At 48.9% G+C, this 14300-nt stretch carries 15 protein-coding genes and 1 pseudogene; 10 read left to right on the top strand and 6 right to left on the bottom strand.

The window, feature by feature from the left end; translation table 11 throughout:
• From mreD to csrD, 4 genes are all read right to left on the bottom strand, one after another.
• Positions 1-489 (bottom strand): rod shape-determining protein MreD, encoded by a 489-nt coding sequence (gene mreD, locus GC128_RS02365; RefSeq protein ID WP_034459838.1) that lies wholly within the window; start codon positions 487-489, stop codon positions 1-3.
• On the bottom strand, positions 489-1514 hold the full coding sequence (gene mreC / locus GC128_RS02360; protein WP_151992948.1) for a rod shape-determining protein MreC: 1026 nt from the start codon (positions 1512-1514) through the stop codon (positions 489-491). Before mreC ends, mreD begins: the two co-directional genes overlap by 1 nt.
• A gap of 68 nt (positions 1515-1582) precedes the next feature.
• Positions 1583-2626, bottom strand: a complete 1044-nt coding sequence (gene mreB, locus GC128_RS02355; RefSeq protein ID WP_000913396.1) for a rod shape-determining protein MreB — start codon at positions 2624-2626, stop codon at positions 1583-1585.
• 307 nt (positions 2627-2933) lie between these two features.
• Complete coding sequence (csrD, locus tag GC128_RS02350; protein WP_151992947.1) at positions 2934-4874, bottom strand: RNase E specificity factor CsrD; 1941 nt, start codon at positions 4872-4874, stop codon at positions 2934-2936.
• Between the two features lie 285 nt (positions 4875-5159).
• Between csrD and msrP the strand changes: the two genes are divergently transcribed.
• From msrP to fis, 10 genes are all read left to right on the top strand, one after another.
• Positions 5160-6164 carry a protein-methionine-sulfoxide reductase catalytic subunit MsrP gene (gene msrP / locus GC128_RS02345; RefSeq protein WP_151992946.1) on the top strand — a complete coding sequence of 335 codons (1005 nt, stop codon included), beginning with the start codon at positions 5160-5162 and terminating at the stop codon, positions 6162-6164.
• Complete coding sequence (gene msrQ / locus GC128_RS02340; RefSeq protein WP_151992945.1) at positions 6165-6764, top strand: protein-methionine-sulfoxide reductase heme-binding subunit MsrQ; 600 nt, start codon at positions 6165-6167, stop codon at positions 6762-6764.
• Between the two features lie 232 nt (positions 6765-6996).
• Positions 6997-7449, top strand: a complete 453-nt coding sequence (gene aroQ / locus GC128_RS02335) for a type II 3-dehydroquinate dehydratase (RefSeq protein ID WP_034459855.1) — start codon at positions 6997-6999, stop codon at positions 7447-7449.
• Positions 7450-7470: 21 nt separating this feature from the next.
• Entirely contained in the window at positions 7471-7944 is a 474-nt protein-coding gene (gene accB, locus GC128_RS02330; protein ID WP_034459857.1) for an acetyl-CoA carboxylase biotin carboxyl carrier protein, read from the top strand.
• Positions 7945-7954: 10 nt separating this feature from the next.
• Entirely contained in the window at positions 7955-9301 is a 1347-nt protein-coding gene (gene accC, locus GC128_RS02325) for an acetyl-CoA carboxylase biotin carboxylase subunit (protein ID WP_151992944.1), read from the top strand.
• 116 nt (positions 9302-9417) lie between these two features.
• The gene (locus GC128_RS02320) at positions 9418-9660 is read left to right on the top strand and encodes a YhdT family protein (RefSeq protein ID WP_034459862.1); all 243 of its coding nucleotides are present in this window, start codon (positions 9418-9420) and stop codon (positions 9658-9660) included.
• Positions 9650-11104 carry a sodium/pantothenate symporter gene (gene panF / locus GC128_RS02315; RefSeq protein ID WP_151992943.1) on the top strand — a complete coding sequence of 485 codons (1455 nt, stop codon included), beginning with the start codon at positions 9650-9652 and terminating at the stop codon, positions 11102-11104. Before GC128_RS02320 ends, panF begins: the two co-directional genes overlap by 11 nt.
• Before the next feature lie 11 nt (positions 11105-11115).
• Positions 11116-11997, top strand: a complete 882-nt coding sequence (gene prmA / locus GC128_RS02310) for a 50S ribosomal protein L11 methyltransferase (protein WP_151992942.1) — start codon at positions 11116-11118, stop codon at positions 11995-11997.
• 401 nt (positions 11998-12398) lie between these two features.
• Complete coding sequence (dusB, locus tag GC128_RS02305) at positions 12399-13364, top strand: tRNA dihydrouridine synthase DusB (RefSeq protein WP_151992941.1); 966 nt, start codon at positions 12399-12401, stop codon at positions 13362-13364.
• A 25-nt stretch (positions 13365-13389) separates the two neighbouring features.
• Positions 13390-13686, top strand: a complete 297-nt coding sequence (fis, locus tag GC128_RS02300; protein WP_000462905.1) for a DNA-binding transcriptional regulator Fis — start codon at positions 13390-13392, stop codon at positions 13684-13686.
• 136 nt (positions 13687-13822) lie between these two features.
• Here the strand turns inward: fis and GC128_RS23040 are convergent, their stop codons facing one another.
• Positions 13823-14023: a hypothetical protein gene (locus GC128_RS23040; protein ID WP_151992940.1), complete on the bottom strand. Its 201-nt coding sequence runs from the start codon at positions 14021-14023 to the stop codon at positions 13823-13825.
• 33 nt (positions 14024-14056) lie between these two features.
• Positions 14057-14300 (bottom strand): annotated as a pseudogene (locus GC128_RS02290) (tail assembly protein); the annotation flags it as partial.

Here is a 14300-nt window from a genome sequence, read left to right as displayed (position 1 = left end):
CTATTGCACAGCAAATTGTTGGCGAATTTTACGCATCAGCAAAAATATCCATGGCCACAGCACGCCGTTAACCACGCTACTCCAGAAAATTTCCGGACGGAAAGATACGTTGATGACTAAAAATTCAGACCAGAAAACAATGACATCTGTCATCAATGACAACAGCATAACCACTAAAGCCTGTTGCCAAAGCGCGAGATTGCGGAATAGCTGGTATTTCAACGCCACCAGGTAAGCAACGATACTCAGAGATAACGCTCGCACGCCCAGGGTGGAACCGCTGATCAGATCCAGTATGGCACCCACCACAAAACCTGTGCCAACATTTACGCGGTGGGGCAACGCCAGAATCCAGTACAGCAGAATAAGTAAAACCCAGTCCGGACGATAGATTTTTAAATCGTCAGGCCAAGGCATTACCTGTAACAACAAGGCGACAAGGAAAGAGAGCCAGATTACCCAACGACCCTGACTACGGTAACTCCCCACTACTGCCCTCCCTGGGTAGCAGATGCAGGAGAAGCGGAGTTCCCTGCAGGAGCCTGAGTCATTCCCGTTGCCGGAGGTGGAATCGGAGCTGGGGCTGGCGGGCCAACAGAATCAGCCGGAGGCAATACCTGCGGCATCATTTGCATCAAACGCTCATTAGCTACACGATGAACCTCTTCCGGTGGCATTGGGGTTTTGCCTTCACGATCCGCTCCCCACAGCAGCAGCAAATAACGCAGACGTTGTAAACCAGCCGTTGGGCGAGCCTGAATAACTGTGTACGCACGTTGAGTATCAAGTTTCACAGAGGAAACGACACCCACCGGATAACCTTCAGGGAAGCGACCACCTAAACCAGACGTCACCAATACATCGCCTACACGAATATCGGTATTTGCGGGTAAATGTTCCAGTTGCAGATCGTCAGTACAGCCGTTGCCCGCCGCGATAACGCGGATGTCATTGCGCAGTACCTGAATCGGTAGCGCATGAGTCGCATCACAGATCAGCAAAACACGGCTGGTGAGTTTAGCCACCGCAATGACCTGACCTACGACACCTTTATCACTAATGACTGGCTGACCTTCATAGACCCCATTCACGCTCCCTTTATCAATGACAACCTGGTCACTGTAAGGATCGTTAACGGTAGAGATAACCTGAGTCACCATTTTTTGCTCGTCCTGACGCAACGGTGAGCCAAGCAATTCGCGCAGACGTGCGTTTTCCTGACGATATTGACCCATCATCAGTAATTCGCTGTTTTTCAGGATCAGTTCCTGACGCAGTGCACGATTTTCGAGTTCTAGCTGATCGCGTGATGCCAGTGTTTGCGAGACGCTGTCGAGCAATTCACGGGGACCATTTGAGACAAAATAGAAAGGGCTGACGGCAGTATCCATATACGTTCGGATCTGACTAAACGTACCCAGACGGCTATCGGCAATAATGACACCAATCGCCACCAGCACCGCCAGAATGAGGCGAAACTGCAACGAAGGGCCACGGCTAAAAATTGGCTTCATAGGCTATGCGTATTCCAGGGCCAGCAAGGAAAAGGCAGTGATAGTCACTGCCTTTTACGTGTGGCTGATTACTCTTCGCTGAACAAGTCGCCGCCGTGCATGTCGATCATTTCCAGTGCCTTGCCACCACCACGGGCTACGCAAGTCAATGGATCTTCTGCAACTACTACCGGAATGCCTGTTTCTTCCATCAGCAAACGGTCGAGGTTACGCAGCAATGCGCCACCACCAGTCAGAACCATACCGCGCTCAGAAATGTCAGAAGCCAATTCTGGTGGGCACTGCTCCAGTGCAACCATTACCGCACTCACGATACCGGTCAAAGGCTCTTGCAGGGCTTCGAGGATTTCATTGGAATTCAGAGTAAAGCCGCGTGGAACACCTTCAGCCAGGTTACGACCACGAACTTCGATTTCACGCACTTCATCGCCTGGGTAAGCAGAACCGATTTCGTGTTTGATACGTTCAGCGGTTGCTTCACCAATCAGTGAACCGTAGTTACGGCGCACATAATTAATGATGGCTTCATCAAAGCGGTCACCACCAATACGAACGGAAGAGGAGTAAACCACGCCGTTCAGAGAGATAACGGCAACTTCAGTAGTACCACCACCGATATCCACAACCATAGAACCGGTTGCTTCAGAAACTGGCAAGCCAGCACCAATAGCCGCAGCCATTGGCTCTTCAATCAGGAATACTTCACGTGCACCTGCACCTTGCGCAGATTCACGGATAGCACGGCGTTCAACCTGAGTTGCACCAACTGGCACACAAACCAGAACACGCGGGCTTGGGCGCATAAAGCTGTTGCTATGCACTTGTTTGATGAAGTGTTGCAGCATTTTTTCGGTCACGAAGAAATCGGCAATAACGCCATCTTTCATCGGACGGATAGCTGCGATATTGCCAGGGGTACGACCCAGCATCTGTTTAGCATCATGACCTACGGCCGCAACACTTTTAGGTGAACCGGCACGATCCTGGCGGATGGCCACGACAGATGGCTCATTCAGTACGATGCCTTGTCCTTTTACATAAATCAGGGTATTCGCGGTACCCAGGTCAATGGACAGGTCATTGGAAAACATGCCACGAAATTTTTTCAACATACTAAGGGATAATCCTGAAAGCTGGGGCGGAAACAAAATCCGCTTACTTTACCAACCACTCATTGCAGCGACAAGGCGCATAAATGTTCTGCAATGGTGAAAAATTGTGCAGTTTACTACGACCGTTACACTTTCGGCACGTCTATCCTCGAACCGCAGAGGAATTAAACAAACGCTGTAGGTTAAACGAACAGTGCAAGGAAGCAAACTGGGTTCATTCGTGCTTTAACAATCTGGTCAGCAGGCGTATCCGCCCCCTTGAGATGCAGCGCGCGTTATTCTACGTGAAATATTTATAAACGGCAGGTTAAACCGAGTATCTTTGCGAATATTTTTTCACGTTGCTATCGAGCGGTTCAGAGGCCGCAAAAAAATCCCCCTGAGCACCCGCCACGCCTTTCTCTACCAGTGTCTGCCATTCACTTCGCGTTCTTACACCGACCGCAAAAACTTGTGTCTGAGTCCCGTTACAAGCCTCAACCAGACTCTGTACAAACAGCTGATTTTCGGTTCGTTTCTCAATGTTACGCACAAGCCCTGGATGCAGTTTTATCAACTCTACATCCAACTCTTTAATATAAGACGCACTCACTACGGTTAAACCTGCCTGGGAAACTGCAATACGTACGCCCAATGCTTTGATCAAACGAATCACAGGTTGCAAACGGCTGATGTGTTGACAAACATCTGCCTCTGCAAGTTCAAAAAGAATACGTCGTCGAAGTGATTTTTCAGATTGCATTAACGCATCACGCAACCAACGCTGGAAAGGTGCCCGAATCAATGATTCAACCGACACTTGAATGGCTAGCGTTTCTTCAGGCCAGAATCCTGCTAACGGCAATAGCCGAGCGATGATTTGTCGGTCATATTGCTCCGATAAACCAAACTGCTTAACCATCGGCAAATACTCTGCCGCCAATACTTCTTGTTGACCGTCGAAAATCCGACACATAATTTCCCGATGATGCACATAGCCATCGCGCTTCACAGACGGTTTTTGGTAGAAGCGTGGACCGCCGCGTTGCAACACCTGCTCAATGAGCGTACGCCATTTAACGTTACCACGCCCTTTTTCCGGCAAACTATCGTCATATACCGACCAGCCGTTGGTTCCTTGCAGGGAAGCATTACGCGTCGCCACCTCTGCATTCTCCATAACTTGCTCTTTGCTTTGCCCGCTACGCCATGCACAAATACCGATATGCATCATGTCATTACGATCAAGCATCCGCGTTGGAGGCAGCGAATCGACAGCCTTCAGTAATTGATTAGCAATGCTATCGGCTTCTTTCAATGTGCGGTGCGGCAACAAAACGGCAAAGTCACTACGGAAATAGCGTGCCAGCAAAGCCCCCGGATAGCGCATCACAAATGTCGATAACATATTAATAATCGTAAACAAATACTCTTCTACCGCGTTGCGCCCCCACGTTTCGTGCAGCGTTTCAAAATCCGGTAAACGAATAATCATCACCACACCATGCGCGCCAACTTGCTCCTGCTCATCGAGTAAAGTTGCCAATTGGTTATCAAAGAACAGGCGATTATTCAGACCCGTTTTCGCATCTTGCGCGGCGAAAGCACGAATTAGAGTATCCATTCGACTACGTTGTTCGCTGGCGTTTTGCAGATCTGAAAGCATTACATCAAGCGCACCGCTTGCCTGTGGCGGCCATTCCAGCACCGAGCCACGCACCTCAACACCTCTTTCACCATTCAGAATTCGTCGCGCACGGCTTTCCAATAACTCTTGCCCGGAGAGCTGTTTTTTCATCCAGCGGATAGCAAAAAACAGCACGATAAGCATGAATCCAATCGTGATAGAAAGAGGTACCGTCGCGAAAAGAGAGTTGTAGTAATCCGCTACCGGATCGCGATAGGTAAGATTGAGAAACATGCCAGGATGCTTCATTAACTCAACAGTCACGGTGCGGAAACTGTGGCTATTTCCAAGCAAGTGATAGGTTTGAGTCAAGTGGTGCTGATAAACGGTGTTATCGCCAATTTTGAAATCGACCTCGGTGATATCAATCGGAACCATCACTTCATTGAGGCGCTTGATCAAAGCTTCTGGTGAGCTGGAAACTAAATCGTTATCAATAATGGTGGCAACAGCAACCACACGCTGATGCACTTTATAATGCATCGCATTGAAGAAGCTTAATGAACAACCAACGAGCGTCACAAAAATAGCGAGCCCCGTCAGCAATGTCATAAAAGCAGAAAGTTTCGTCGTTAATCGCATCCTTGTGTTAACTCCGTTTGGTGAAGATATACCAAGCCTGACCTGATGCGGCATTACATAGCAAAAGAGGTGCCCTGGCAAACACAGTGAACATATTCTCACCCTTTGTTGCAAAGCGAGTGTTTTGCACACTGAAACTCTAGTATAGCTGCTGACAACCCTCCCCCTATTAACAAATATTCAACAAACCTAGAACTATGTTTAAGTTTCAATTTTTTGTGACAAATTCGCAGGGTTTAGCGTTCTCCGTCATGCTTAGGGAATAAAGCCACGCTGGAGTATAAGATGAAGAAGGTCGCCCGCTTCACAGAAGCTGATGTCACAGCTGAATCCGTTTTTATGATGAAACGCCGCCAGGTACTGAAAGCACTAGGTATCAGTGCGGCTGCCCTCTCGCTTCCTCAGACTGCAAATGCGGATATTCTTTCCTGGTTTAAAGGTAATGACCGGCCACCAGCACCTTCAGGGAAACCTTTGCAATTTAGTAAACCCGAACAATGGCAGGCTAAGCTCGCCATGACCCCGGAAGATAAAGTCACTGGCTACAATAACTTCTACGAGTTTGGTCTGGATAAAGCCGACCCTGCGGCAAACGCCGGGGGCCTGAAAACCGATCCGTGGAAAATCACCATTAGTGGTGAAGTGGCAAAGCCACTGACACTGGATTACGACGATCTCTACAAAAAATTCCCGCTTGAAGAGCGGATTTATCGCATGCGTTGTGTTGAAGCCTGGTCAATGGTCGTGCCGTGGATTGGTTTCCCGCTCAGCAAGTTACTGGCTTTGGTTGAACCCACCAGCAATGCAAAATATGTCGCCTTCGAAACAATTTACGACCCGGAGCAAATGCCCGGACAGAAAGATCGATTTATTGGCGGCGGTTTGAAATATCCCTACGTTGAAGGACTGAGACTTGATGAAGCGATGCATCCGCTAACTTTGCTGACTGTAGGTGTTTATGGCAAAGCGCTACCGCCGCAAAACGGCGCGCCAATCCGCCTGACCGTACCGTGGAAATATGGGTTTAAAGGGATAAAGTCGATTGTCAGTATCAAACTCGTTAGTGAACTACCTCCCACCACCTGGAATATGGCTGCACCGAATGAATATGGGTTTTATGCCAACGTGAACCCGAATGTTGATCACCCACGCTGGTCGCAGGCGAGTGAACGATTCATTGGTTCAGGTGGCGTGCTTGACGTAAAACGCCAGCCTACATTGCTGTTTAATGGGTATGCCGATCAGGTTGCTTCGCTGTACCGCGGTTTAAATCTTAAGGAGAATTTCTAAGTGAGATTAACTGCGAAGCAAATCATGTGGCTTAAAGTGGGGTTACATCTCGCGGCGTTCTTACCTTTTGTCTGGCTATTTTATGCCGCAAACCAGGGCTTTTTGAGCGCCGATCCGGCGAAGGATATCCAGCATTTTACCGGCAGGATGGCGCTCAAGTTACTGCTAGCGACTCTCCTGGTCACACCTTTAGCGCGATACGGTAAACAGCCACTGCTGATTCGTACCCGTCGTCTGCTGGGGTTGTGGTGTTTTGCCTGGGCCACTCTTCATTTAACTAGCTATGCCATGTTGGAACTGGGAATCAGCAATCTGGCACTGCTTGGCAAGGAGTTGGTCACGCGCCCCTATTTGACTTTAGGAATAATCAGCTGGCTGGTGCTGCTATCATTGGCGGCAACCTCGACCCAATCTTTACAACGAAAATTAGGTTCACGCTGGCAAAAACTGCATAACTTCGTCTATCTGGTCGCAATTATTGCCCCCATACATTATTTATGGTCGGTAAAGGTTATTTCCCCGCAACCGTTGCTGTATGCTCTGGGCGCATTCATCCTTTTGGTCTTGCGCTATAAGAAATTCCGGATGTGGCTGCGTTAACACCAGATATGTGTTCTTCTCCGCATAAAAGTGATCAACCGTGCCCCTAAAAAGGATATGAGTTGATCATCTTCCCTGATAAGACCAGTATTTAGCTGCCAAATGCTACGAAATCGTTATAATGTGCGACTTTGGTTTTTCTGACAGGCCATTTTCTGGCTCTGAAGGTGACAACCGAGCAACTTAGGTATATTTTGTAAAATACCTACAAATTGCAGGAGATGGCAGCACGATGTCGGCTAATTTTCACATTTTGCTTTTGAACGGTCCGAATCTTAACATGCTGGGAACACGCGAGCCTGAGAAGTACGGCACGCTGACTTTAGCGCAAATTGTTAACTCGCTCGAAGAAGAAGCAAAAACGCTAAATGTCTCGTTCAGCCACCTGCAATCTAATGCTGAATATGAGTTGATCGACCGAATTCATCAGGCTAAAGACACTGTTGATTTTATTCTGATTAATCCGGCCGCGTTTACGCATACCAGCGTTGCGCTGCGTGATGCCTTGTTAGCGGTGGATATTCCGTTTATCGAGATCCATCTGAGCAATGTGCATGCGCGCGAACCGTTCCGCCATCATTCATATCTTTCTGATAAAGCGGTTGGTGTCATCTGCGGATTAGGCGCTGACGGCTATTCATATGCACTACAGACGGCGGTAAAACGCTTGTCAAAATCCATCTAAACAAGAGTACGGAACCCACTCATGGATATTCGTAAGATTAAAAAACTGATCGAGCTGGTTGAAGAATCAGGCATTTCTGAACTGGAAATTTCTGAGGGCGAAGAATCTGTACGCATCAGTCGTGCACCGGCAAACACCGGCTACCCGATGATGCAACAGGCTTATGCTGCGCCAATGTACCAGCCACAGCCGCAGGCTGGCCTGTCTAACGTTGTTGCACCTGCCGCTCCGGCAGAAGCACCGGCGGCTGCTGAAATCAGTGGTCACATCGTGCGTTCCCCAATGGTAGGTACTTTCTACCGCACCCCAAGCCCGGATGCTAAGTCATTTGTTGAAGTTGGCCAGAAGGTTAACGTTGGCGACACTCTGTGTATCGTTGAAGCAATGAAAATGATGAACCAGATCGAAGCTGACAAAGCCGGTGTGGTGAAAGCCATTCTGGTTGAAAATGGTCAACCGGTTGAATTTGACGAGCCGCTGGTCGTCATCGAGTAACGAGGCGAACATGCTGGATAAAATTGTCATCGCTAACCGTGGTGAGATTGCATTGCGTATTCTTCGTGCCTGTAAAGAACTTGGCATCAAGACTGTTGCTGTGCACTCAACTGCCGACCGCGATCTAAAACACGTATTGCTGGCGGATGAGACTGTTTGTATCGGTCCTGCTCCGTCTGTAAAAAGCTATCTGAATATCCCGGCAATCATCTCTGCGGCAGAAATTACTGGCGCCGTTGCGATTCACCCGGGTTATGGCTTCCTGTCTGAAAATGCCAACTTTGCTGAGCAGGTTGAGCGTTCAGGCTTTATCTTCATTGGCCCACGTGCTGAAACTATCCGTCTGATGGGCGATAAAGTTTCTGCAATCAACGCAATGAAGAAAGCTGGCGTACCTTGCGTACCAGGTTCTGACGGCCCTCTTGACGGCGATATGGATAAAAACCGTGCCCATGCTAAACGCATCGGTTACCCGGTAATTATCAAAGCGTCTGGCGGCGGCGGCGGTCGTGGTATGCGTGTCGTACGTAACGATGCCGATCTGGAACAATCCATTAACATGACCCGTGCGGAAGCAAAAGCTGCTTTCAACAACGACATGGTCTATATGGAGAAGTACCTGGAAAACCCACGCCACATCGAGATTCAAGTTCTTGCTGATGGCCAGGGTAAAGCGATCTATCTGGCTGAACGTGACTGCTCTATGCAGCGTCGTCACCAGAAAGTTGTGGAAGAAGCGCCAGCGCCAGGCATCACGCCTGAGCTGCGTAAATTCATCGGTGAGCGCTGTTCTAAAGCGTGTATCGATATCAACTATCGCGGTGCAGGTACGTTCGAGTTCCTGTTCGAAAACGGTGAATTCTACTTTATCGAGATGAACACCCGTATTCAGGTTGAACACCCGGTAACAGAAATGATCACCGGTGTTGATCTGATTAAAGAGCAGCTTCGCATTGCTGCAGGACAGCCACTGTCTATCAAGCAAGAAGATGTTCAGGTTAAAGGCCATGCGGTTGAATGCCGTATTAACGCCGAAGACCCGAATACCTTCCTGCCAAGCCCTGGCAAAATTACTCGCTGCCATGTGCCGGGTGGTTTTGGTGTACGTTGGGAATCGCATATTTATTCCGGCTACACTGTTCCTCCATACTACGATTCAATGATCGCAAAACTTATCTGTTACGGTGAAACCCGTGAAGTAGCGATTGCACGTATGAAGAACGCCCTGGCTGAGCTGATCATCGATGGCATCAAAACCAATGTTGATTTGCAGACTCGCATCATGAACGATGAAAACTTCCAGCACGGTGGGACTAATATCCACTATCTGGAGAAAAAACTGGGTCTTCAGGACTAAGTTTTCTTACGAAGTTACATCGTTAAAAGGCCGGATATCCGGCCTTTTTCTTTTTTGATCCTCAATTTGTCGCTATGCGTTACAATCGCCGCTTTCCGCCAACTCAAGGGATAATAATGGACGCGCGTTTTGTTCAGGCCCATAAAGAAGCCCGCTGGGCGCTTTGGCTAACCCTTCTCTACCTCGCAGCATGGTTAGTGGCTGCTTACTTACCTGGTAACGATATCGGCCCAACAGGTCTCCCACACTGGTTTGAAATGGCGTGCCTGCTGGTACCTTTGCTGTTCATTTTGCTGTGCTGGGCGATGGTGAAGTTCATCTTCCGCGATATCCCATTGGAGGATGATCATGCAGCTTGAAGTCATACTGCCGCTGGTAGCCTATCTGTTAGTCGTTTTTGGCATTTCAATGTATGCCATGAGGCGTCGTACGACAGGAAATTTCCTTAACGAGTATTTCCTCGGTAGCCGTTCCATGGGTGGCTTCGTATTAGCGATGACGCTCACCGCCACCTATATCAGCGCCAGCTCATTTATTGGCGGGCCTGGAGCTGCTTATAAATATGGCTTGGGCTGGGTTTTGCTAGCAATGATTCAGCTTCCCGCGGTGTGGTTATCACTGGGGATTTTGGGTAAAAAGTTTGCCATTCTGGCGCGTCGCTATAACGCCGTTACCCTGAACGACATGCTGTATGCGCGCTACCAAAGCCGCCTTCTGGTGTGGCTGGCAAGTATTAGCCTGTTGGTAGCATTTATCGGTGCCATGACCGTGCAGTTCATTGGCGGAGCCCGCTTGCTGGAAACCGCTGCGGGTATTCCTTACGAAACTGGCTTGCTGATTTTTGGTATCAGTATCGCGCTTTACACTGCATTCGGTGGCTTCCGTGCCAGCGTTCTCAACGATGCTATGCAGGGAATGGTGATGCTGGTTGGAACGATTCTGCTGTTGGTGGGTATCGTTCACGCTGCGGGTGGCTTACACAACGCGGTCGATACGCTACAGCATATCGACCCTAAACTTGTTTCACCGCAGGGTGCCGATGACATCCTTTCGCCAACATTCATGACCTCGTTCTGGGTGCTGGTCTGTTTCGGCGTGATTGGTTTGCCTCACACGGCGGTCCGTTGCATCTCTTATAAAGACAGCAAAGCCGTGCACCGTGGGATTATCCTCGGCACGATTGTAGTGGCGATTTTGATGTTTGGTATGCATTTGGCGGGGGCGTTAGGCCGCGCAGTGATACCGGATTTGAAAGTACCGGATTTAGTTATCCCAACATTAATGGTCACAGTTCTGCCACCGTTCGCGGCGGGGATTTTCCTCGCGGCACCAATGGCAGCAATCATGTCGACAATTAATGCCCAACTGCTTCAATCATCAGCTACGATCGTCAAAGATCTTTATCTGAATATGAGACCGGATCAGATCACTAACGAAAAGCGTCTGAAAAGAATGTCATCGGTGATCACGCTGATTTTAGGTGCGTTACTGCTACTTGCAGCATGGCGTCCACCTGAGATGATCATCTGGCTGAATTTGCTGGCGTTTGGTGGTTTAGAAGCTGTATTCCTGTGGCCTTTAGTGCTCGGTCTTTATTGGGAACGAGCTAATGCCGCGGGCGCGTTAAGCGCAATGATTGTCGGTGGCGGGTTGTATGCAGTGCTGGCGAGCTTCAAAATCCAGTTCCTGGGCTTCCACCCAATTGTGCCATCCTTATTATTAAGTTTGCTGGCGTTCCTGGTAGGCAACCGTTTTGGTCAGCCTCTACCTGTTCCAGCACTCGTTTCAACTACTGATAAATAAAGAGTTTCGCTATGCCATGGATTCAACTGAAAATTAATACCTCAGGCTCAAATGCTGAAGAGCTCGGCGATGCGCTGATCGAAAGCGGTGCGGTTTCCGTAACCTTTCAGGATACCCATGACACACCGGTATTCGAGCCATTGCCTGGTGAAACCCGTCTATGGGGCGATACCGATGTCATTGGTCTGTACGATGCAGAAACTGACATGGAAGAAGTGGTCGCAATTCTTGAAAACTGCCCTCTTCTGAGCATCGGTTTCCCACATAAAATCGAACAGCTTGAAGACAAAGACTGGGAACGTGAATGGATGGATAACTTCCACCCGATGCGCTTTGGTCAACGCCTGTGGATTTGCCCAAGCTGGCGCGATGTGCCAGACGCTAGCGCGGTGAACGTGATGCTGGATCCGGGTCTTGCGTTTGGTACCGGCACTCACCCAACCACCTCTTTATGTCTTGAGTGGCTTGATAGCTTAGATTTAGCAGGCAAAACCGTTATCGATTTCGGCTGTGGCTCCGGCATTCTTGCTATTGCCGCACTGAAATTGGGTGCAGTGAAAGCAATTGGTATTGATATCGACCCGCAGGCGATTCAGGCCAGCCGCGATAACGCAGAACGCAATGGTGTTTCTGATCGCCTGGAACTGTATCTGCCAAAAGACCAGCCAGAAGTCATGAGCGCCGATGTGGTCGTTGCTAACATCCTGGCAGGCCCTTTGCGTGAGCTAGCCCCGCTAATCAGCGTGCTGCCTGTCCAGGGCGGTTTCCTTGGACTTTCTGGCGTTCTGGCAAGCCAAGCCGAGGGTGTTTGCGAAGCATATCAGGATAAATTCACGCTCGACCCAGTCGCAGAAAAAGAAGAATGGTGCCGAATTACCGGTATCAAACTCTAAAATACTCCTCTCAGTAACGTGGTATCAGGCCACGTTACTGACTTCTAAATTCCCCAAGCAACACTCCGTTTACAACAATTCATCCCAGTGATAACTCGCAGCAAAATGAGATGCCGATCGCAGAAAAACACTAAGTTTGGTGATTTAAGCAGCACTTTATCTGGTGTCTTATACGTAAAAAATAATGAATTACCCCTGAATGTGGTGAAAAAACAAAAGCGCACAAATCAACCAATAATTCATAACAATCTGAAAAATATAGTTAATTTATTTTTGTCACTGCACGAGATAAGGATTCATTGATCTACGACAGCTGATTGTTCAAAGTTTGGCCTTTCATCTCAGGCTAAAAATGCGTAATATACGCCGCCTTGCAGGCAAGTATGGTCATTTCTTAACTCATGCGCATTGGACAACACCAGCTCAGAAATCGACTGATAGCAGCACCTATGGCTGGCATCACTGACAGGCCATTCAGGACGCTGTGTTACGAGATGGGAGCCGGGCTGACTGTTTCCGAGATGATGTCCTCCAACCCTGAAGTTTGGGCGAGTGATAAATCACGTTTACGAATGGTGCACGTGAATGAACCAGGTATCCGCACCGTGCAAATTGCCGGTAGTGACCCTGATGAGATGGCAGAGGCCGCACGCATTAACGTGGCTAATGGCGCCCAGATTATTGATATCAATATGGGATGCCCTGCTAAGAAAGTGAATCGTAAACTCGCAGGCTCTGCATTGCTGCAATACCCAACTCTGGTGAAGTCTATCCTGACGACGGTAATTAACGCAGTTGAAGTACCTGTAACGTTGAAGATTCGCACTGGCTGGGATACGGCGCACCGTAACTGTGAAGAGATTGCCCAACTGGCTGAAGACTGTGGCATTCAGGCTCTGACAATTCATGGACGCACACGCGCCTGTTTATTTCAGGGAGATGCTGAATACGACAGCATTCGGGCAGTTAAGCAGAAAGTTTCCATTCCGGTAATCGCGAATGGTGACATTACTGACCCGCTTAAAGCCAGAGCTGTGCTCGACTACACAGGGGCTGATGCTCTTATGATAGGACGCGCGGCTCAGGGAAGACCCTGGATCTTTCGGGAAATCCAGTATTATCTGGACACTGGAGAGCTGCTTCCTCCACTGCCTCTGGCAGAGGTGAAGCGCTTACTTTGTGGGCATATTGGAGAACTTCATGACTTTTATGGTCATGCTAAGGGATACCGAATTGCTCGCAAACACGTCTCCTGGTACTTACAGGAACACGCTCCAAATGACCAGTTTCGGCGCACATTCAACGCCATTGAGGATGCAAGCGAACAGCTTGAGGCGTTGGAGGCATACTTCGAAAATCTTGCGTAATTAGAAATAAAGAGCTGACAGAACTATGTTCGAACAACGCGTAAATTCTGACGTACTAACCGTTTCTACCGTTAACTCACAGGATCAGGTTACCCAAAAACCTCTTCGTGACTCCGTGAAACAAGCACTGAAGAACTATTTTGCTCAACTGAATGGTCAAGATGTTAACGATCTGTATGAGCTGGTATTGGCTGAAGTAGAGCAGCCATTGTTGGACATGGTGATGCAATACACCCGTGGCAACCAAACCCGCGCTGCCCTGATGATGGGCATCAACCGTGGCACGCTGCGTAAAAAATTGAAAAAATACGGCATGAACTGATATTAATCAGTTAACTTGTTGTTTAAAAAGGCGCTACTCGGCATGGGGAAGCGCCTTTTTTAACGAATTGACTGCACCACTGACTGCACATAACTGTGAACATCGACGAACAAAGGCACACTTAAATAACAGATCGCTATTTAGTTTTTTGTCGCACAGGCTCCGGCTTCTTCCACTGGTACGGTCTAGCACTCATCCGCTGGCGGTGCCGTTCTTTAGCCGTCAGTGATGCAGACACACCCGTACGAATCAGCAATTTTTCCTGCCCGTTAAGCTCATGGCCACTCAGCCTGGCGGCTTCTATGACTGTAGCCTCGATAGTTTTGTGCTTTAACATTGGCGAACCTCAGATTATTGGGGACTGAGAAGGTTATTTGTAATCGTCGGTATAAATCCCGGCTGAGATAATGGCCCCGCCGCGCTCACGTAACCCGTAAGCCACACCAACCGGATTACCCATTGCCACCGTATTCACCGGGCCACCGAACGCATATGACGGCATGTTGTCCGGATCCTGACGAGAAGCGAGGCCCTTGGCCTGCGGTGAGAGCATTTGAACCACGCCGCCAATCATCATTGCCGCACCAAATTTCATCATGGCAGGCCCCCAAACC

This window comes from Buttiauxella massiliensis (assembly GCF_902500225.1).
Lineage (GTDB): Bacteria > Pseudomonadota > Gammaproteobacteria > Enterobacterales > Enterobacteriaceae > Buttiauxella > Buttiauxella massiliensis.
This window is presented reverse-complemented; position numbering and strand designations above follow the sequence as displayed.

Bases quoted from the DNA above. Each gene is read 5' to 3' on its own strand.
- mreC (WP_151992948.1), bottom strand. From the start codon at position 1,514: ATGAAGCCAATTTTTAGCCGTGGCCCTTCGTTGCAGTTTCGCCTCATT.
- mreB (WP_000913396.1), bottom strand. From the start codon at position 2,626: ATGTTGAAAAAATTTCGTGGCATGTTTTCCAATGACCTGTCCATTGAC.
- csrD (WP_151992947.1), bottom strand. From the start codon at position 4,874: ATGCGATTAACGACGAAACTTTCTGCTTTTATGACATTGCTGACGGGG.
- msrP (WP_151992946.1), top strand. From the start codon at position 5,160: ATGAAGAAGGTCGCCCGCTTCACAGAAGCTGATGTCACAGCTGAATCC.
- aroQ (WP_034459855.1), top strand. From the start codon at position 6,997: ATGTCGGCTAATTTTCACATTTTGCTTTTGAACGGTCCGAATCTTAAC.
- accB (WP_034459857.1), top strand. From the start codon at position 7,471: ATGGATATTCGTAAGATTAAAAAACTGATCGAGCTGGTTGAAGAATCA.
- accC (WP_151992944.1), top strand. From the start codon at position 7,955: ATGCTGGATAAAATTGTCATCGCTAACCGTGGTGAGATTGCATTGCGT.
- GC128_RS02320 (WP_034459862.1), top strand. From the start codon at position 9,418: ATGGACGCGCGTTTTGTTCAGGCCCATAAAGAAGCCCGCTGGGCGCTT.
- panF (WP_151992943.1), top strand. From the start codon at position 9,650: ATGCAGCTTGAAGTCATACTGCCGCTGGTAGCCTATCTGTTAGTCGTT.
- prmA (WP_151992942.1), top strand. From the start codon at position 11,116: ATGCCATGGATTCAACTGAAAATTAATACCTCAGGCTCAAATGCTGAA.
- dusB (WP_151992941.1), top strand. From the start codon at position 12,399: ATGCGCATTGGACAACACCAGCTCAGAAATCGACTGATAGCAGCACCT.
- fis (WP_000462905.1), top strand. From the start codon at position 13,390: ATGTTCGAACAACGCGTAAATTCTGACGTACTAACCGTTTCTACCGTT.
- GC128_RS23040 (WP_151992940.1), bottom strand. From the start codon at position 14,023: ATGTTAAAGCACAAAACTATCGAGGCTACAGTCATAGAAGCCGCCAGG.